Below are 19,402 nucleotides of genomic sequence, written 5' to 3' on the forward strand. Positions count from 1 at the left end.
AATTTTATAATCTGATACAATAGAAAAGTATATAATATAATTATCGGAAATAAGCAAATAAAAAGATGCTTCAAGAGGTGAAGACAAATGAACGAAAAAAGCTTAAGAGTATTAGAATATACAAAAATCATTGAAAAATTGGTTGAGGGGTGTACATCCTCATTGGGTAAGGATTTAGTAAAAAACTTAAAACCCTTCAATCAACTTGAAAAAATACAACAACTACAGAAGGAGACCAGCGAGGCTCAAAGTATATTGATAAAAAGAGGAAATGTTCCACTTGGGGGTATCCATGATATTCTTCATCTTGTTCGTAGAACAGAGATTGGTTCTTATCTGGACCCAGGGCAGCTTTTATATCTAAGAGATACATTAGCTGTTGCTCGAAAACTAAAGCAATTTTTAAAAGAAGATGATAGACAAGAGGTAGAATACCCTATCATTCAAGGCTTAATACAAAGCCTGAATACTGTCAGAGAAATAGAAGAAAAAATTGAAGTATGTGTGCTAAGTGAAACTGAGATATCTGATCATGCTTCTTCAGAATTAAGAAATATTCGAAGAATGATCGCTTCCAAAAACGATGCTATTAGAAATAAATTAAATAGTATTATTAATTCTGCTTCCTATCAAAAGTATCTGCAGGATGCTATTGTCACCATTAGACAAGATAGATTTGTGGTGCCTGTAAAACAGGAATATAGAAGTCACTTTCCTGGGCTAGTGCACGATCAATCCTCCAGTGGTGCCACAGTGTTTATTGAACCTATGGCTGTGGTAGAGTTAAACAATCAGCTTAAGGAATTAAAAATCAAAGAAAAGAAAGAAATCGAAAGAATTTTGATGGAAATTTCTGCGATGATTGCTGAAAGAGGAGAAGAAATAAAGGGCAACCAAAGCGTATTACAGGAACTGGATTTTATTTTTGCAAAAGGGAAGTTATCTTTATCCATGAAGGCCATCGAACCTGTTTTAAATCAAGAGGGTAAAGTAATCATCAAAAATGGCAGACATCCATTACTAAATCCTAGTGAAGTCGTTCCAACAAATATCTGGCTGGGAGAAGAATTTCATCTATTGGTGATCACTGGTCCAAACACAGGCGGCAAGACAGTGACATTGAAAACAGTAGGACTTCTAAGCATGATGGCTCAGAGTGGATTGCATGTGCCAGCGGACTATGGAACAAAATTAGCAGTTTATGATCATATCTATGCGGATATAGGCGATGAACAAAGCATCGAGCAGAGCTTAAGTACTTTTTCCTCCCACATGACCAATATTGTAAAGATCTTGGAAGAAGTTACACCCAATTCTTTAGTGCTATTGGACGAGCTGGGAGCAGGCACCGATCCAACAGAAGGTGCTGCCTTAGCAATGGCAGTTTTAAATTATTTAAAAAGCCTAAGGACTTCTGTGATAGCCACCACCCACTATAGCGAACTTAAACAATATGCATTGTTGAAGGATCAGGTGGAAAATGCATCAGTAGAATTTGATGTAGAGACACTAAGACCTACCTATAAGCTATTAATAGGTGTTCCTGGAAAGTCAAATGCCTTTGAGATTTCTAAGAAACTTGGCTTATCCTCTCAGCTAATCGAAGAGGCAAAGACCCTGTTAACCAAGGAAAATATTGAGTTTGAGGATTTGCTGCAAAATATTGAGAAAAATAGGGTAGAAGCAGAAAAGGAAAGAAACATTGCTGCAAGCCTAAGGCTACAGGCAGAAGCCACATTAGATAATTATTTAGAAAAGAAAGATAAACTAGAACAACAACGGGAAAAAATTCTTAAAGAGGCAAAAAAAGAAGCCTATAAAATTGTTAAAGAAGCAAAGCAGGAAGCAGAAGAAGTTGTAGAAAATCTAAGAAAGCTAAAAGCGGAGCTAGAAGAAAAAGAAATCAATAGAAAAATCCAAGAAGCAAAAGCTCATATGGACAACCAGTTAGGTAATTTATCTGAAGGCTTTGAAGAAAAACTCTTTACAAAAACCAGCAGAAAACCTCCTGAAAATCTGAAGGCAGGAGATCCAGTAAAGGTGCTATCTTTAAATCAGGTGGGTCATGTGATTGAACCAGCCAACGAAAATGGAGAGGTTTTTATCCAAATAGGTATTATGAAAATGAATATCCACGTTTCTAACCTAGAGAGTGTAAATGATAAAAAACAATCAAAAACCAGTGGATTAGGTAAAATCGTAAAGAGTAAGGCTACTAATGCTAAAAGTGAGTTAGATATTCGGGGAAAAAACTTAGAAGAATCCTTTGTGGAAGTAGATAAATATTTAGATGATGTGTATCTAGCAGGATTGACAGAAGTAACAATTATTCATGGGATAGGTACAGGAGTATTAAAGGCTGGTATTAAGCAAATGCTGAAAAAGCATAAGCATGTAAAAAGTCAGCGAGACGGGAAATATGGAGAAGGTGGTGCAGGTGTCACCATTGTAGAATTAAAGTAGAAAAGTAGGTAGGTGAGAATATGATTTTGGTAAGTGCTTGTCTTTTAGGTGTAAATTGTAGATATGATGGTACAAACAATAAAAACTTAGAACTTATTAAACTTCTAAGTGAAAAAAACATTTTTCCAGTTTGCCCTGAAGAGCTGGGAGAGCTAACCACTCCAAGACCACCGGCAGAAATTCAAGGGCGGGAGGTACTGGAAAAGAAGGGTAGAGTAATGAATACTGATGGGCAAGATGTTACAGAGGCTTTTATAAAAGGTGCTGAAGAGACACTAAAATTAGCTGAAGAAAATGGAGTAACTACTGCTATCTTAAAGGCAAGAAGTCCCTCTTGTGGCAGTGGTAAGATTTATGATGGTTCCTTTACTGGAACATTAACAGAAGGTGATGGGGTGACAGCTGCTCTTTTGAAAAGAAAAAATATCAAGGTGTATACGGAAGAAAATTTTTTAGAGAGTATTACAGAGATAGAAAACCTAGATAACTAATCTATTAAAAATGGCGGATATAGTTTAAGCGCTTATATCCGCCATTTTTATTTTGATTTTTATTGTAAGATTACGGATTGTTTTTAGGTATGCTAAAAAATAGAGTAGCTCCTTCATTGATTTTTCCAGTAATCCAAGCTTTTCCACCATGCCTTTTGACAATTCTTTGAATGATAGAAAGGCCAACGCCAGATCCTTCAAATTCTTCTTGAGAATGGAGCCTCTGGAATACATCAAAGAGTTGGTTTACATAGGTCATATCAAAGCCTTTCCCATTATCTTTTGTAGCAATAATATACGCACTAGTTTCCTCAGAGCAACTAACTTCAACTTTTCCAACTTCTTGATAGCAAGTAAACTTCAGTGCGTTGGATAAAATGTTTAAGATCAATAACCGAAGCAGGATGGGATCACCATCAATAATAGGTAAAGGCTTCACATGAAACACTACATTTCTATTTGGTTGCAATCTTATTAATTCCTGATAGATTTTATGAAATACTTGGGTCAGATCTACTTTTTCTTTATTCATTTCTATTTTGGACATCCTAGAAAATTCTAACAAGCGATCTATCATGTTAACCACTTCTGTAGATTTTTTACTGATATGATCAATCAGTTCATTTTTTTCATTATCTAAGTTATCACCATAGTCACTGATAAAATGTTCAATCAACTTACCAATTGTCTGTAAAGGTGCCTTTAAATCATGAGAAACAGAATGACAAAACTGATCTAATTCTTGATAAGCTTCTTGCAAAGCTTGAGTCTGAAATTTTAGTTTTAAATGTGTATGAATTCGTGCCAATAATTCAGAGACGTTAAAGGGTTTCACCACATAATCTTGTGCTTTTAGTTCAAATCCCTTTTTTATACTTTCTTCATCATTACTAGCAGTGATAAAAATGATTGGGATATGACCAAGTGCAGGATTGTTTTTAATGTTTTTACATAGTTCAAAACCATCCATTTCAGGCATATAAACATCTAACAGGATCAGATCGGGATGATGTTGTTTTAATAGCTCTAAGGCAGTATGACCATTGGTGGCAATTCTGACTTTAAAATTTTCATCATGAAGAATAGAAGCTAAAAGTTCAATATGTTCTGGTGTGTCATCTACAACCATAATTTCTGCCTTTGTCAGATGCATTTTTATCATCCCTCTCATTTGTTGTTTGATATTGATGGAATTTTGTGATAAATTTATTATATTTCAAATCTTATAGCAAGACAAGAATCATTGTTTAAAAAATATTTTACATTAATCTTTGGATATGATATGATTTTCATTATTTAAATTATTTGAATAGAGTGAAAAGTGAAAAAATAATAGTCAGACACGGATGTGACATGGGGGGGGATCATATGATTTTAAAATCAGGAATTAAACAATCAACGATAACAAAGATTTCATTAACATTGTTTTTTTTCATTGTAGCATTAATCTTAGGTAGTATTTATTATATGGATAGTAATATTAAAGCAGAGCAGATGGCAGAAATGAGAAAAAGTCAATTTAAACAGTTAGGACTTGATCTTGCCAATGCATCAGATTATTTGACAGATGAAGCAAGGAAATTTGCAGTGGTGAAGGATATCATTCATCTTAATCAATATTGGGAAGAGATTAATGTGAAAAAGACCAGAGATCATGTGATTTCCCAACTCCAGGAATTGAATTCACCGCAAGAAGAGGCGGAGCTTTTAGCTAAAGCAAAAAGAAATTCTGATGCATTGGTGGAAACAGAAAGAAGATCTATGCGATTAGTCTTAGAAGCTTTAGGCGTTTCTGAAAAAGATATGGTTTTTGAAGTGGCTACTTTTCAATTAAGTGAAGAAGATAAAAATCTTACCTCAGAAGAAAAATTTGAAAAGGCCAGAGATATTATGTTTGATGAAAAATATGCTGAAGACAAGAAATTAATCATGGAACCTATTGATAATTTTCAAGTATTAATGAATACAAGATTAGATGCTGAATTACAAATAGCTCGACAGTTTACAAAACGAGCTGTTATTTTGCAGATCATTTTGGCACTGACCAGTTTTTTTGCCTTAGGGATTTTACTAACTATATTTCATAAGCAATATAATTTACCTATCAAGCATTATACCCAGGATTTAAAAAAGTTTAGCTTTGAAAACAAAGATTTTGGGCTAATGCCTAAAGGAACGCAAGAACTGAGAATGTTTGTAGCAACCTTTAATCAATTATACCAATCCTTTCAAGAAGAACTATTAAAGCGCAAACAAGCGGAAGAAACCATGAAAGTGGCCAAAGAAGAAGCAGAAAAAGCCAATAGGGCAAAAAGTGAGTTTTTGGCTAGTATGAGCCATGAGATTAGAACACCACTCAATGCCATTATAGGCTATGAATATCTGTTAGAAAGTACAGATCTTAGCGTAAAACAACAAGAATATATTAGCAAGATCGGCATATCCGCTAAGAACTTATTGGCCCTTATTAACGATATTCTTGACTTTTCAAAAATCGAAGCTGGAAGATTAACCATGGAGATGATATCTTTTGATTTATATGACCTCATCCAGGATGTTTGTCAATTGATGTCTATTGAAGTTCAACAAAAAGGATTAAAGCTTAACAAGGAAATAGAAAAGGAAGTACCTCGGTATATTAAGGGAGATCCCACCCGGCTTAAGCAGGTACTGGTTAATCTGCTCTCTAATGGCATCAAATTTACAGAAGAAGGATATCTTCATATCGGAGTAAAAGTAAAAAAACAAAAAAGAGATAAAGTTTATTTATTATTTTCCATAGCTGATACGGGAATAGGTATATCAGAAGAACAAAAAAGATATCTTTTTGAAAGCTTTACCCAAGGAGATGCTTCTACTTCTAGAAAATATGGGGGAACCGGCTTGGGATTGGCTATTAGTAGAAAAATGGTAGAGATGATGAAAGGTAAAATGGAAGTGGAAAGCATCCTTGGGGAAGGTTCTATATTTTATTTTACAGCTCAATTTCAAGTAACAGATGAAATAATAGAAGAAAATAAAACACAAGAAAAACCAAGATGGATGGATTCATTTATGAATAAAAAAATATTAGTAGTAGAAGATCATAAGATCAATCGGCAAATGATAAAGGAAGTATTAAGTCATCTAGGATTTGATACGGATACGGCTTCTGGAGGAGGACAAGCAGTTGAAATGGTTCGTAACAATAGGTATGATCTTGTCTTGATGGATGTTCGTATGCCAGAAATGGATGGATATGAAGCTACAAAAAGAATTAGGGCATTTGTGGATGCAGATACGTTACCGATTATTGCATTAACTGCAGATGCAGTGGAGGAAGTAGCAACAGCAGTAAAGGAAGCAGGGATGAACCATTATATGACAAAACCCTTAAATCCTGAAAAACTCAGGAATGTTTTAAGGAAATATGCAAAAGTAAATGAGATAAAACAAAAAGAAAAAGATTCTGTTTTCCCTCAACCTAAAGGTTTAATTTCCTATGAAGAGGTGATCCAAAATCTTGGAGGTAAAAAGAAAATTTATCAAAACATTCTTCAGCAGTTTATAGAGGAGCATAAGAAGGATGGAGAAAAAGTAAAGAATTTATTAACGTCAGAAGGATATGAAAAAGCAAGATTTATGCTTCATACCCTAAAGGGTATAGCAGGAAATATTGGAGCTATGAAATTAAAAGAAACCGTTGAAGATATGGAAAAAGCAATAAAGGAATCAAATCTAAAACAAATAGAATCTACTTTTCTTTTATTTCATCGTTGTTTAAAAGAAACCATGATGGATGCAGAAAAAATCATTCAATCAATATCCCAAGAAGAGGATACAAATAAGGAAAAAGCTGAATATTTGGAAGAAAAACAAAAGATCAAAAAACTCCTTTATTTACTGCAAGGAGGAGAGGCAAAAGCGAAAGAATTTTTTACATTATACGAAGAAGATTTTATTGTAATATGGGGCCTTGTTACTTATCAAGAACTAAAGAAGTTCATTGTTCGATATGAATTCGAAAAAGCAGCAGCTTATTTAATAAAAAAGATTGGATTGGAGGGGGAAAAAAATGTATGAAGTTTTGATAGTAGATGATGATGCGGCAATTCGATATTTATTAAAGCGATATAAAAAATGGGAAATATATAATTTTCAAATAAAAGAAGAGGCCCGGCATGGAAAAGAAGCATTGGAGAAATTAAAGGAATTTTCTTTCGACTTGATTATAACAGACATTAAAATGCCAGGAATGGATGGCCTTACTTTATTACATGAGTTAAAAAACAAACAATTTCAAGGAGCAGTGATTTTATTAAGCACCCATCAGGAGTTTCTATATGCTCAAGAAGGGATGCGCTTGGGGGCACTGGATTATGTGGTGAAGCCTGTGGATGATATGACACTGGATACTGCCTTAGAAAGGGCAAAGATATACCTGGATGAAAAAAGCAGGCAATGGGAAAAAGAGAAAAGTTTATATGATCCTCATCATGGAGTAAAAAAGATGGAAGAATTATTAATGACAGCTAATGAGGAACTTTTAAAAGAAGCAGAAAAGACAATAGAAGAGATATGGAGATTTTTTGAAAAAGACTTGCTAAAAACAGGGAGAATACTAGAAGATATATTACTTAAGCTATGGGAAGAATTCGTTGCTTCTTACCCATGGATTCAAAAAGTCGAAGGGATGGACCTGGAAGGAAGATTCATGGGTACAAAGTCTTTTCCTCAGATGAAAATAAAATTCTTATCTTATATTGAAAGTATGTTGCATCTAGTAGAAAAATACGAATTACATCAAAAAGAGAGTATTATTCATCGGACCTGTACCTATATTCTTGGTCATGTTGAAGAAGAACTCCATCTGAACCAAATTGCAGAAGAAGTTCATGTTAGTAAAGATTATTTAGGCAAGATCTTTAAACAGAAAATAGGATATAAATTTAATGATTATGTTACAAAGATTAAGATGGAGCATGGAAAGTATTTATTAAATACCAGTTCCTATAAAGTATATGAAGTCAGCGAAAAGTTAGGATATCAAAATCCAGATTATTTCTGCCGCTTATTTAAAGAGTATACAGGATACACGCCTACACAATATAGAAAAATTTTGTAAAGAAATTTTCAGATTGTTCTGTTTTTTATAGGAAAATAACTGATTTGTCATGTTTTATTCCTAGAAGTTCTATTATAAGATATATATAATAAATTGATTCAATCAATGAGTCAATGCTACTAGCAAAGGCGCTAAAAAATGTTGAAATCCAGATAGGATGAATACATTTTTTAGCGCCTTTTGTGTACTCCAAACCTTCATGGCCATGAAATGTAAAGGAGATTAAAATTTGATAAATTCACAAGGGGTGGAGAAATATGAATGTAAAAAAGAAAACTATGATAAGATTCATAGCAATGATGATGGTAGCATTTTTATTAATGGCATGTTCTAGCCAACAGAGTGTATCTGAAGTTGAAAATAATGATAGTGAAACTGGCGTATCTGATACAGATACCATTAAAGTAGGGATTTTACATTCCTTAAGTGGAACAATGGCAATTAGTGAACAATCTTTACGTGATGCTGAAATGATGGCGATTGAGGAAATCAATGCAGCAGGTGGTGTACTAGGAAAACAAATTCAACCAATTATAGAAGACGGAGCATCCGATTGGCCTACCTTTGCAGAAAAAGCACAAAAACTTTTACAACAAGATCAAGTAGCAACGGTTTTTGGATGTTGGACATCCGCCAGTAGAAAAGCAGTGCTTCCAGTATTTGAAGAAAACAATGGATTGTTATGGTATCCTGTTCAATATGAAGGCATGGAATCTTCTCCCAATATTTTTTATACTGGAGCAGCACCAAATCAACAAATTGTACCAGCGGTAGAATGGTTGTTGGAGAACAAAGGAAAAAAATTCTTTTTACTAGGATCAGATTATGTGTTCCCTAGAACCGCCAATGCCATTATCAAAGAACAGTTAAAAGCCATGGGTGGTGAATTGATCGAAGAGGAATATACGCCACTAGGACATACAGACTACAGTACTATTATTAATAAGATTCAAGCATCAGGAGCTGATGTGGTATTTAATACACTGAATGGAGACAGCAATGTTGCTTTCTTTAAACAGTTAAGGGATGCAGGAATTACTTCAAAGGATCTTACTACATTGTCAGTGAGTGTAGCAGAGGAAGAAATTAGAGGAATCGGTGCAGAAAATATGACAGGTCACTTTGTATCATGGAATTATTATCAAACAACAGATACTCCAGAAAATGAAGCCTTTGTTGCTAACTACAAGGAAAAGTATGGAGCTTCTAGAGTGACAGGAGACCCAATAGAGGCAGCCTATATTCAAGTGTATTTGTGGGCGAAAGCAGTGGAAAAAGCAGGTTCCACAGATGTAGATCAAGTAAAGGAAGCAGCAAAAGGTTTGGAATTCCAAGCACCAGGTGGATTAGTAAGGATTGAAGAAGAAAATCAACATTTATGGAAAACAGTAAGGATTGGAGAAGTAAGGGAAGACGGTCTTATTGAAGAGATTTGGAGTACAGAAGGAGCAGTTCGACCAGATCCTTATCTTAGAACTTATGATTGGGCAGCAACATTAAATCAATAAAACTTGTTGTGCCTGGTCTATGCAATGAAGGAAAGAACATTGCATAGACCAGCACCATAGTTGGATTCAATAAAAAGACAAAAGTAGGTGGTAGCATGAACACATATATTTTACAAATTTTTAATGGCATTAGTGTCAGCTCGATTTTGATGCTTGCAGCACTGGGTTTAGCCATTACCTTTGGTTTAATGAAAGTAATTAATATGGCTCATGGAGAATTTATTATGATTGGAGCCTATATAACCTACGTGATTCAAAATATTTTTATCTCATTTGTGAATCCCAGGTACTTTAATTATTATTTTGTGATTGCAATCATAGGGGCTTTTATGATTACAGCTTTGATTGGATATCTTTTAGAAATTGCCATTATCAAGCATTTATATGGAAGACCTTTAGATAGTTTATTGGCAACATGGGGATTAAGTCTATTTTTTCAACAACTGGCGAGGAGCATTTTTGGCTCTCCTAATGTTCATGTGAAAAGCCCTACATGGTTAGATGGTGGCATTTTAATCAGTACAGGACTGCAATTTCCTTATAAAAGACTTTTTATTTTATTGATGGCGTTTACTTGTATGGTAGGAACTTATTACTTCTTATATCAGACAAAAAGAGGATTAAAAGTTCGTGCGGTGATGCAAAACAGAAGTATGGCAGAAAGTCTTGGGATTAATACCAGAAAAGTAGACGGGATGACCTTTGCATTAGGTTCTGGTTTAGCTGGCATTGCAGGGTGCGGTCTTACTTTGCTGGGATCTATTGGACCTACTTTAGGAAGTAATTATATTATAGATACCTTCATGGTGGTGGTTTTAGGTGGGGTAGGACGAATGGTAGGGGTAATCGCAGGGGCTACTGTGATTGGTGTAGGCAATACTACTTTTGAATTTTTTACCAATGCTTCTATGGGAAAAGTGTTAATATTTTGCATCGTGATTCTATTTTTACAGTGGAAACCAAAGGGTTTATTCACCATAAAGAGTCGTGCATTAGATGAATGATAGGAGGTGAGACCATGACTTGTAGCATTGGGAAGCTTAGGAAGCGTTACTTTAAAAATAACTGGATGGTTTTACTAGTATTTATTCTTTTAGGTATAGCACCCTTATTTCTATCAGACTTTCGTGTCAATATGTTAGGAAAATTTGTTGCTTATGCGATTCTTGCTTTAGGAATTGATTTAATTTGGGGCTATACAGGAATATTGAGTCTCGGGCATGGGGTATATTTTGGGCTAGGTGCTTACTGTATGGCCATGTATTTAAAATTAGCTGCCAGTGGAGGAGGACTTCCGGATTTTATGACTTGGAGCGGGCAGACAGTATTACCTTGGTTTTGGAAACCCTTTGAATCTATTTATTTTGCAGTTTTTATGGCAATTTTAATTCCTGTTCTCTTAGCAGCACTAGTAGGGTTTCTAACCTTTAAAAATCGTATACAAGGGGTATATTTTTCAATTTTAACCCAAGCCCTTTCGATGATTTTCGTTGTGCTTTTTATAGGGCAACAAAAATATACAGGTGGAACCAATGGTATTACAAATTTCAAAACCATATTAGGCTTTTCAATAACTTCTCCTGAGACACGATTCTATTTATATTACATTTCAGTACTGCTTCTTTTACTTTCTTATTTGTTCTGCAAATTTATTATTGGACGGCGAATAGGAAAAATCCTCATTGCTATCCGAGATGGGGAAAATAGGACCAGGTTTTCAGGATATAATCCTACGACTTACAAAGTGTTTGTATACTGCATTTCAGCAGCATTAGCGGGATTAGCAGGAGCCATATTTGTTCCACAGGTTGGAATCATTTCCCCGGAAAACATGGGGGTTGTACCCTCTGTTGAAATGGTGATCTGGGTTGCTATTGGAGGTCGGGGAACCCTTGTAGGAGGAGTTCTTGGAGCAATTTTAGTGAATATAATAAAAAGCTTGCTGAGTGAAAACTTTCCTGCCATATGGTCCTATTTTATCGGAATTACTTTTGTAGTGGTGGTGATTTTCTTACCAGCAGGTCTAATGGGAACATTTAAGCAAATAAAAGAAAAGGCTAGAGAAATGAAGGTTACAATGAAAACAAAGCCAACAGGATCAAAGGTATAAGAAGGGAGTGGATCATATGGAGGCAGTACTTAATATTAAAGACTTAACAGTGAGTTTTGATGGCTTTAAAGCAGTAAACAATCTAAATACGTCAGTGAAAAACCAGGATATTCATTTTTTTATTGGCCCTAATGGTGCAGGAAAGACTACATTGTTAGATGTAATATGTGGTCGTGTAAAGCCTTTTGTAGGTAACATTTTATTCGAAGATCAAAAAGATCTTACAAAATTATCAGAACATGAAATCGTAGAATTAGGGATTGGTCGTAAATTTCAAGCTCCATCTGTTTTTACAGGGATTACTATTTTAGAAAATATGGAATTAGCAGTGGTTAAAAAAAGAAGTCTTTTTGCTTCTTTATTTTCTAAACTTACCAAGGAACAAACAGAATATATCCTGCATATTCTTCAGACCATTGGGTTGTATGAAAAAAGATATGAGACCCCTATTTCCCTATCCCATGGAGAAAAACAATGGTTAGAAATCGGTATGCTTTTGGCACAGCAGCCAAAATTAATGCTGTTAGATGAACCAGTGGCAGGCATGGGAAGGAAAGAAACAGAAAAAACAGGGGCATTGTTAAAAGAAATTGCAAAGGAACGTTCTGTGGTGGTGGTTGAACATGATATGGAATTTGTTAGAGAATGTGCCAGTACGGTGACGGTTCTTCATGAAGGGGCTCTTCTAGATCAAGGAAAGATGGAGGAGGTTCAGAACAATCCTAAAGTCATTGAAGTATATTTAGGAAGAGGAGGGGAGTAATTATGCTGAATATAAGTGAACTTGAGGCATATTACGGTGGCAGCAGAATCCTCAATCAAATTAATATGAAGGTGAAAAAAGGGCAAGTTGCTTGTATATTAGGAAGAAATGGGGTAGGAAAAACAACCCTTCTAAAGAGTATTATGGGTCTTGTGAAAACACCTCGAGGAAGCATTTTGCTGGAAGAAAAAGAAATGATGAAAGTACCCACCTATCATAGAGCTATGGAGGGGATTGGCTATGTTCCCCAAGGAAGAGAGATCTTTCCTCAATTAACGATACATGAAAATTTATTATTAGGTTTGGAACGAAGTAAAAATAAAGGTGAATTAGAAGAAGATGTGTATGAACTTTTTCCTGTCTTAAAATCCATGCTAAAGAGAAAAGGCGGAGATTTAAGTGGTGGCCAGCAGCAACAACTTGCAATTGCCAGAGCCCTTATATCAAAGCCAAAAATTCTTTTGTTAGATGAGCCTACAGAGGGAATTCAACCCTCCATTATTCAGGACATAGGAAAAGTCATTCAACAGCTAAAAAAGCAAGGAAATATGACCATTATCATTGTAGAGCAATATTTAGAATTTGTATTAGGTATTGCAGATTATTTCTTTGTAATGGATAAAGGAAAAATTGTTATGGAGGGTAATATTAAAGAGGCTGATCCAAAGGAGATACAAAGTAAAATGATGATTTAAGATGGAAGGGCTAAAAGATATAAAGGAGATGATGATATGTATCTATTACCAAGAGATATGGAAAAGCTCATGTTGCACTACGCAGGGGAGTTAGCAAAAAAGAGAAAAGCCAGGGGATTAAAACTAAATTATCCTGAAGCAGTTGCCCTCATTAGTGCAGAGATTATGGAAGGAGCTAGGGATGGAAAGACAGTAAAGGAGCTTGTGGAATTTGGAAGCACATTGTTATCCTCGGAGGATGTCATGGAGGGCATTGATACGATGATTGATGAAGTACAAGTGGAGGCCACCTTTCCTGATGGAACAAAACTAGTCAGTGTTCATCAACCTATAAAAAGAAAGGGAGAAAAATAATGATTCTTGGGGAAATTATTATAAAAAATGAAGAAATTCAATGCAACAAGGGAAAAAAAGTTTTAAAAATAACTGTTTTCAATGATTCAGAGCGACCTGTACAGGTTGGATCTCACTTTCATTTTTTTGAAGTCAATAGAGCTTTAGCATTTGATAGAAGAAAGACCTTTGGCATGCGATTAAACATCCCTGCTGGAACTGGATTAAGGTTTGAGCCTGGAGAAAAGAAGGAAATTCAGTTGGTTGAAATTGGTGGAGAAAAAATAGGCTATGGATTGAATGGTCTCACCAGTGGATCTTTTAACGACGAAAAAATTAAAGAAGAAGCATTACAAAAAGCAAAGGAGAAGAATTTTATAAAGGGGGAAGAGGATCATGAGTCTTAAAATATCTGGAAAAGAATATGTCAGTATGTTTGGTCCTACCACAGGAGATAAGATTCGTTTGGCAGATACGGATCTTTTTATAGAAATTGAAAAGGATTATACTACTTATGGAGAAGAATGTAAGTTTGGAGGTGGAAAGTCCATTCGAGATGGTATGGGGCAATCCCCCTGTGCATCAGCAAAGGAAGGCGTGCTGGATATGGTGATTACCAATGCTGTGATTATGGATTACTGGGGTATTGTCAAAGGGGACATTGGTATTAAAGATGGAAAGATTGTAAGCGTTGGTAAAGCTGGAAATCCCCATATGATGGATGGGGTTAATCAAGACCTGGTTATTGGTGCAGGAACAGAAGTTGTTGCAGGGGAAGGGCTTATTGTTACAGCCGGTGGCGTTGATCCTCATGTTCACTATATTTCTCCCCAACAAATTGAAACTGCTTTATATAGCGGCATTACTACCATGATTGGAGGAGGAACAGGACCAGCTGTTGGAAGTTTTGCTACTACTTGTACTCCAGGGGTTTTTAATATTCATCGCATGCTAGAAGCTGCAGAAGATTTTCCTATGAATTTAGGTTTTTTTGGAAAAGGAAATGCAACCTTTGAAGAGCCTTTGATTGAACAGGTAAAGGCTGGTGTCATTGGGTTTAAACTTCATGAAGATTGGGGAACAACGCCAGCTGCCATCAATAATTGCTTAAATATTGCTGATTTGTATGACCTACAGGTAACGATTCATACAGATTCCATTAATGAAGCTGGATTCGTAGAAGATACCATTGAGGCTATTAATGGCAGGACAATTCATACTTATCACTGTGAAGGGGCTGGGGGAGGTCATGCACCTGATGTTGTAAGAGTCGTCTCTATTCCAAATGTTTTACCTTCTTCAACAACGCCAACCATGCCCTATACAATAAACACCATAGATGAGCATTTAGATATGTTAATGGTATGCCACCATCTGGACCCTAATGTACCAGAAGATGTGTCCTTTGCCAGTTCAAGAATTCGAGCGAAAACCATCGCAGCGGAGGATATTTTACACGATATGGGAGCCATTAGTATGATGACATCGGATTCTCAGGCAATGGGTCGGGTAGGAGAAGTGATTATTCGAACCTGGCAGACCGCCGATAAGATGAAAAAACAATTTGGTCGACTAGAAGAAAAAGGAGATCATGATAATTTTAGAGCCAAACGATATATTGCTAAATATACCATTAATCCTGCTATTGCCCATGGTGTGGCTGGATATGTAGGATCTATTGAAAAAGGAAAAGTGGCGGACTTGGTTCTTTGGCATCCAGCTTACTTTGGTGTAAAGCCTGAAACCATTATAAAGGGTGGGTTTATTGTGGCAGCGAAAATGGGAGATGCCAATGCCTCCATCCCTACACCACAGCCTGTTATGTATAAAAATATGTTTGGGGCTTATGGAAAGGCAAAAACAACCACCAGCATTACCTTTGTTTCTCAAGAAGCTTTAAATCAAGGAATTGTACAAAAATTAAATTTAAAGAAAAAAGTTCTTCCTGTTCAGAACTGTAGAAATATTGGCAAAAAAGATATGATCTTAAATGATGCTACCCCACAGGTTGAAGTGGATACTAAAAATTATGAAGTAAGAATTAATGGCAAGGTCATTGATTGTGAACCATTACAAGAAGTAGCGCTTGCCCAAAGATATTTTTTATTTTAAAAAAGATGAAGTCTAGGCTTCATCTTTTTTGGTGTTTTAAAGTATCTAATAGCGTATAAATTCATTGATTATTGTAAAAATATATGATATATTTATTAGCGAAGTAAAATCAATAAAACAATGTACCTGTGATGAGGAGAGTAGATATAAGGATTTGTTTCAGCGAGTCAGAGTTGGTGGGAGTCTGGCACAGAGTTATATCGAAGCGCACCTTGGAGGTTCTGTCCGAAGCTTATAGTAGGACAAGGCGGTTTTCCACCGTTATCAGGAATAAAAGTGGGCATAGATTTTTGCCAATAAGAGTGGTAACACGGGATTATACTCTCGTCTCTAAGTTTTAGGGATGAGGGTTTTTTTGTTATAATATATTATTTAGGAGGTAAAGGAATGTTTGATTTTAAACAAGAAGTAGCTGAGATATTAAAGCAGCATGTACCAGATTTAGAAGTAGAAGAAATTGCTTCCATGCTGGAAGTACCACCAAATCCAAATATGGGGGATTATGCTTTTCCTTGCTTTAAGCTGGCAAAAACCTTTAGAAAAGCCCCACCATTAATTGCCGAGGAAATTGTTGGTGCTGTTAAAATAAATGATTATTTTGAAAAGGTACAACAGGCAGGAGGATATGTAAATTTCTTTATACATAAAGCTTTTTTTATCAAGGAAACCATCAAAGAAGTATTGGATCAAAAAGAACTTTATGGCAGCAGTGATTTAGGCAAAGGAAAAAATGTCATCGTTGAGTTTTCTTCTCCTAATATTGCAAAGCCTTTTCATATCGGACATATTCGTAGTACTGTGATCGGTAATTCTATCAATAGAATCTATAAGTTTTTAGGCTTTAATACCATTGCTATTAATCACTTGGGAGACTATGGAACACAGTTTGGAAAATTGATTGTGGCCTTTAAAAGATGGGGCAATGAAGAAGAAGTAAAGGAAAGTCCTATACCAACTTTGCTTAAATTGTATGTTCAATTTCATGATGAAGCAGAGAAGGACCCTAATTTAGAAGAAGAAGGAAGAATGTGGTTTAAGAAGCTAGAAGATGGGGATGAAGAAGCACTAAAGCTATGGCAGTGGTTTAGAGAGGTAAGCTTAGAAGAGTTTAATCGCGTGTATAAAATGCTGGACGTTTCCTTCGACTCCTTAGCAGGAGAAAGCTTTTATTCCGATAAAATGCCCAGGGTCTTACAAATGATGGAGGACAAAGGTGTGCTAGAAAAGTCACAGGGGGCAGATATTGTAAACCTAGAAGCCCATGGTTTACCTCCTGCATTGATCAGAAAAAAGGATGGTTCCACCCTCTATATCACCCGAGACCTTACAGCTGCCATCTATAGAAAAGAAACCTATGACTTTTATAAAAACATCTATGTTGTAGCTTCTCAACAAAACCTACACTTTGAGCAATGGATAAAAATCCTTGAAGTGATGGGATTCCAGTGGGCTGAAGATTGTATCCATGTTCCCTTTGGTTTGGTTAGGTTAGAGGAAGGAACTATTGCCACAAGAAAGGGAAGAGTGGTATTTTTAGAGGATGTGCTGAAAAAGGCAATAGAAAAAACTAGAGAAATCATTATAGAAAAAAATCCAAATATCGAAAACCTAGATCAAGTAGTAGAAGCGGTAGGGGTAGGAGCTATCGTATTCCAAGAGTTATCTAACAATCGAATCAAGGACTACACTTTTTCATGGGAAAAAGTATTGAACTTCGAAGGAGAAACCGGACCCTATGTTCAATATACTCATGCCAGGGCCAGCAGTGTTTTGAGAAGAGCCAATACACAAGTAGATGGGGAAGTAAATACAACACTATTAACGGATGATATCACCATGGAAGTGATGAAAAAGATACAGCAATTCCCTGATGTTGTTCAAGATGCTCAAAGAAAAAATGAACCTTCCATTATTACAAGACATATTATTGATTTAGCTCAAGCATTTAATCGATTTTATCATGATCATCCTGTATTAGTAGAGGATGAAGAATTAAAAAAGGCACGATTAGCCATTGTATTTACTGCTAGACAAGTAATCGCGACAGGTTTAAATCTATTGGGAATCAAGGCACCGGAAAAAATGTAATATATAGACATACGCTTTTAAAGCTAAATTTTAATATACACGGTCTACGGTTTCGCCCAAAACCGTGGGCTGCAAATGTAGCCCTTAGTATATTAAAATTTAGGAGCGTATGTCTATAAAAGATACAGCTGAAGGGCTGTATTTTTTATATTATAAAAATAAATCTATGTTAGAGAAAGTGTTTTTGTAGAAAAACACTGTTTATACTATAATAAAAGAGACAATCCAATGGGAGGAGGAAAAATCTTTGGGAATGGAAAACAAAATAATACATGCTCTTTTGTGGATGGTTTATGGTGATGCTTTAGGCTTTCTTAATGAAAACATAGAAGTCAAAACAGAGAAGTTGGAAAGCTTCTTATATAGATACAATGAAAATCTAGCTATGGAAAAACAAAAGGGACAGTACAGTTACATTACTGAACTGATCTTAATCATGATAAAGTCTTTCATGGACCAAGATACGGATCTAAAAGTTGCGGTAGATTACCGTCGTTTTTATGAGGAGCTAAAACTATGGCAATATTACCGCCACGGAAATCCTGGTAATCTTATTGGAAAGCTACAAGATGGTAAAAACTATTATGAAAGTCAGTTTTACTGGCAAGACAAAAGGGGCCATGGTATTCTTCGTGTTTTTCCAATTTTGTTGGCAAATAAGAACTACGCTGCTGCTGAGGAGGAGGCCTATAGAAGCATTATTTATTTAAATAGGCATCCACAAGTGATTCTAACGGGTTTACTATTGATCAGGACAGGCTATATACTTTTAACAAAGGGTTTTATGGAGAAAGAAGACCTGGTGCAAGAACTGAAAAATTATTTAATTCATCTGCAATTTCAGCAATTAAATGAAAATATTAGAACAAAGTTGTCTGCAAACTACAAGATACAGTTTGAAAAAGAAAAAATAGCGTATATCTTAGACTTAGATCGGTTTTTACATAGGGCTATAGAAGGTTGTCCTTGGGATAGTAAAGTTGTTTTTTTAAAGGGCCTACAAAACGCATATCATCTTCAAGAAGGGACAAAAATAGATTTTAAAGGATTGCCACAAGATGAGTGCAAAGAGGCAATAGCTATTGCCTATGGGCTTTGGGGAATCAATAGGCCACAGCAGGAGGAAAAATTACTGAAAGACCAGCAGTTTATTGAGGATATGGGGAAGTACTTATATAAGTTAAGAAATTTTGAAGTAAAAAGAAAGTCTTATGACAATAAAGAAAAAAGGATAGACTTGTTTCAGCAGAAAAAAGATGACATCATAAGACATCCTCTATTAAACCTTGTGAAAATTAAAGAAAGATCGGAAACTCTCCACTATATCAAGTTATTGGTTGAAACAAAGTCAGGGACTTATACTTTTATTAAAGAAAAAACAAGGCAGTGATTAAAGGATTCTGCCTTGTTTCCTATTTTCAACAGTTTTTTTCTAAGTAGTGAATAAATTCTTCTTCACTGGTATTGGCTAGAGAACTCAATTGCTTTACAATCGCATCCTTCAATTCAATAAAGGACGCTATCTTAGTATTTTCACCTGTATATTCAAGGGCTTTAATGATCATCAGCATATCACGTTTTGAAACTTCTTCTACCGATATTTTAGAAAATTCATCCATACTACTTCCTTTCCCTCCTCTATAAACTGACAAAATTTAATAAGTTACTATTTCTACATGAATAGAGAAAAACCTTCAAACTTTTACAACAATTTTACGATAAAAGAAAAAAGCAC

General features: G+C 35.4%; 16 protein-coding genes and 1 other annotated feature. Of the genes, 14 read left to right on the top strand and 2 right to left on the bottom strand.

Going from position 1 to position 19,402, the window contains the following annotated elements; all coding sequences use genetic code 11:
• The first annotated feature begins 87 nt into the window (after positions 1-87).
• Together BJL90_RS11255 and BJL90_RS11260 are read left to right on the top strand one after the other, a co-directional pair.
• Complete coding sequence (locus BJL90_RS11255; RefSeq protein WP_070967974.1) at positions 88-2,463, top strand: endonuclease MutS2; 2,376 nt, start codon at positions 88-90, stop codon at positions 2,461-2,463.
• Positions 2,464-2,483: 20 nt separating this feature from the next.
• A complete protein-coding gene (locus BJL90_RS11260) occupies positions 2,484-2,954 on the top strand; it encodes a 2-thiouracil desulfurase family protein (protein WP_070967977.1) in 471 nt (156 codons plus the stop codon).
• Between the two features lie 70 nt (positions 2,955-3,024).
• On the opposite strand, the gene BJL90_RS11265 is transcribed toward BJL90_RS11260, so the two are convergent.
• Entirely contained in the window at positions 3,025-4,107 is a 1,083-nt protein-coding gene (locus BJL90_RS11265; RefSeq protein ID WP_236904898.1) for a response regulator, read from the bottom strand.
• Between the two features lie 215 nt (positions 4,108-4,322).
• Between BJL90_RS11265 and BJL90_RS11270 the strand changes: the two genes are divergently transcribed.
• The 12 genes from BJL90_RS11270 to BJL90_RS11325 all read left to right on the top strand — a co-directional run bounded on the left by BJL90_RS11270 (position 4,323) and on the right by BJL90_RS11325 (position 19,057).
• Positions 4,323-7,016: a response regulator gene (locus tag BJL90_RS11270; RefSeq protein WP_081561961.1), complete on the top strand. Its 2,694-nt coding sequence runs from the start codon at positions 4,323-4,325 to the stop codon at positions 7,014-7,016.
• On the top strand, positions 7,009-8,058 hold the full coding sequence (locus tag BJL90_RS11275; protein ID WP_070967982.1) for a response regulator transcription factor: 1,050 nt from the start codon (positions 7,009-7,011) through the stop codon (positions 8,056-8,058). The genes BJL90_RS11270 and BJL90_RS11275 overlap by 8 nt, the downstream gene beginning before the upstream one ends.
• Positions 8,059-8,315: 257 nt before the next feature.
• Complete coding sequence (gene urtA, locus BJL90_RS11280) at positions 8,316-9,566, top strand: urea ABC transporter substrate-binding protein (RefSeq protein ID WP_070967985.1); 1,251 nt, start codon at positions 8,316-8,318, stop codon at positions 9,564-9,566.
• A 95-nt stretch (positions 9,567-9,661) separates the two neighbouring features.
• On the top strand, positions 9,662-10,570 hold the full coding sequence (gene urtB / locus BJL90_RS11285) for an urea ABC transporter permease subunit UrtB (protein ID WP_070967988.1): 909 nt from the start codon (positions 9,662-9,664) through the stop codon (positions 10,568-10,570).
• Positions 10,571-10,584: 14 nt separating this feature from the next.
• A complete protein-coding gene (gene urtC, locus BJL90_RS11290; RefSeq protein ID WP_070967990.1) occupies positions 10,585-11,676 on the top strand; it encodes an urea ABC transporter permease subunit UrtC in 1,092 nt (363 codons plus the stop codon).
• Between the two features lie 16 nt (positions 11,677-11,692).
• Positions 11,693-12,439: an urea ABC transporter ATP-binding protein UrtD gene (gene urtD / locus BJL90_RS11295; protein WP_205684237.1), complete on the top strand. Its 747-nt coding sequence runs from the start codon at positions 11,693-11,695 to the stop codon at positions 12,437-12,439.
• 2 nt (positions 12,440-12,441) lie between these two features.
• The gene (urtE, locus tag BJL90_RS11300; protein WP_070967996.1) at positions 12,442-13,134 is read left to right on the top strand and encodes an urea ABC transporter ATP-binding subunit UrtE; all 693 of its coding nucleotides are present in this window, start codon (positions 12,442-12,444) and stop codon (positions 13,132-13,134) included.
• A gap of 36 nt (positions 13,135-13,170) precedes the next feature.
• Complete coding sequence (gene ureA / locus BJL90_RS11305) at positions 13,171-13,488, top strand: urease subunit gamma (RefSeq protein WP_070967998.1); 318 nt, start codon at positions 13,171-13,173, stop codon at positions 13,486-13,488.
• Complete coding sequence (ureB, locus tag BJL90_RS11310; RefSeq protein ID WP_070968001.1) at positions 13,488-13,874, top strand: urease subunit beta; 387 nt, start codon at positions 13,488-13,490, stop codon at positions 13,872-13,874. The genes ureA and ureB overlap by 1 nt, the downstream gene beginning before the upstream one ends.
• Complete coding sequence (gene ureC, locus BJL90_RS11315) at positions 13,864-15,579, top strand: urease subunit alpha (protein WP_070968005.1); 1,716 nt, start codon at positions 13,864-13,866, stop codon at positions 15,577-15,579. Before ureB ends, ureC begins: the two co-directional genes overlap by 11 nt.
• 119 nt (positions 15,580-15,698) lie before the next feature.
• Positions 15,699-15,914: a binding site (T-box leader), on the top strand.
• A gap of 52 nt (positions 15,915-15,966) precedes the next feature.
• Positions 15,967-17,667: an arginine--tRNA ligase gene (gene argS / locus BJL90_RS11320; RefSeq protein WP_070968008.1), complete on the top strand. Its 1,701-nt coding sequence runs from the start codon at positions 15,967-15,969 to the stop codon at positions 17,665-17,667.
• Positions 17,668-17,914: 247 nt separating this feature from the next.
• On the top strand, positions 17,915-19,057 hold the full coding sequence (locus BJL90_RS11325) for an ADP-ribosylglycohydrolase family protein (protein ID WP_070968011.1): 1,143 nt from the start codon (positions 17,915-17,917) through the stop codon (positions 19,055-19,057).
• Positions 19,058-19,085: 28 nt separating this feature from the next.
• On the opposite strand, the gene BJL90_RS11330 is transcribed toward BJL90_RS11325, so the two are convergent.
• Positions 19,086-19,286: a hypothetical protein gene (locus BJL90_RS11330; protein ID WP_070968014.1), complete on the bottom strand. Its 201-nt coding sequence runs from the start codon at positions 19,284-19,286 to the stop codon at positions 19,086-19,088.
• Positions 19,287-19,402: the final 116 nt, after the last annotated feature.

The organism is Clostridium formicaceticum, assembly GCF_001854185.1.
Classification (GTDB): domain Bacteria; phylum Bacillota; class Clostridia; order Peptostreptococcales; family Natronincolaceae; genus Andreesenella; species Andreesenella formicacetica.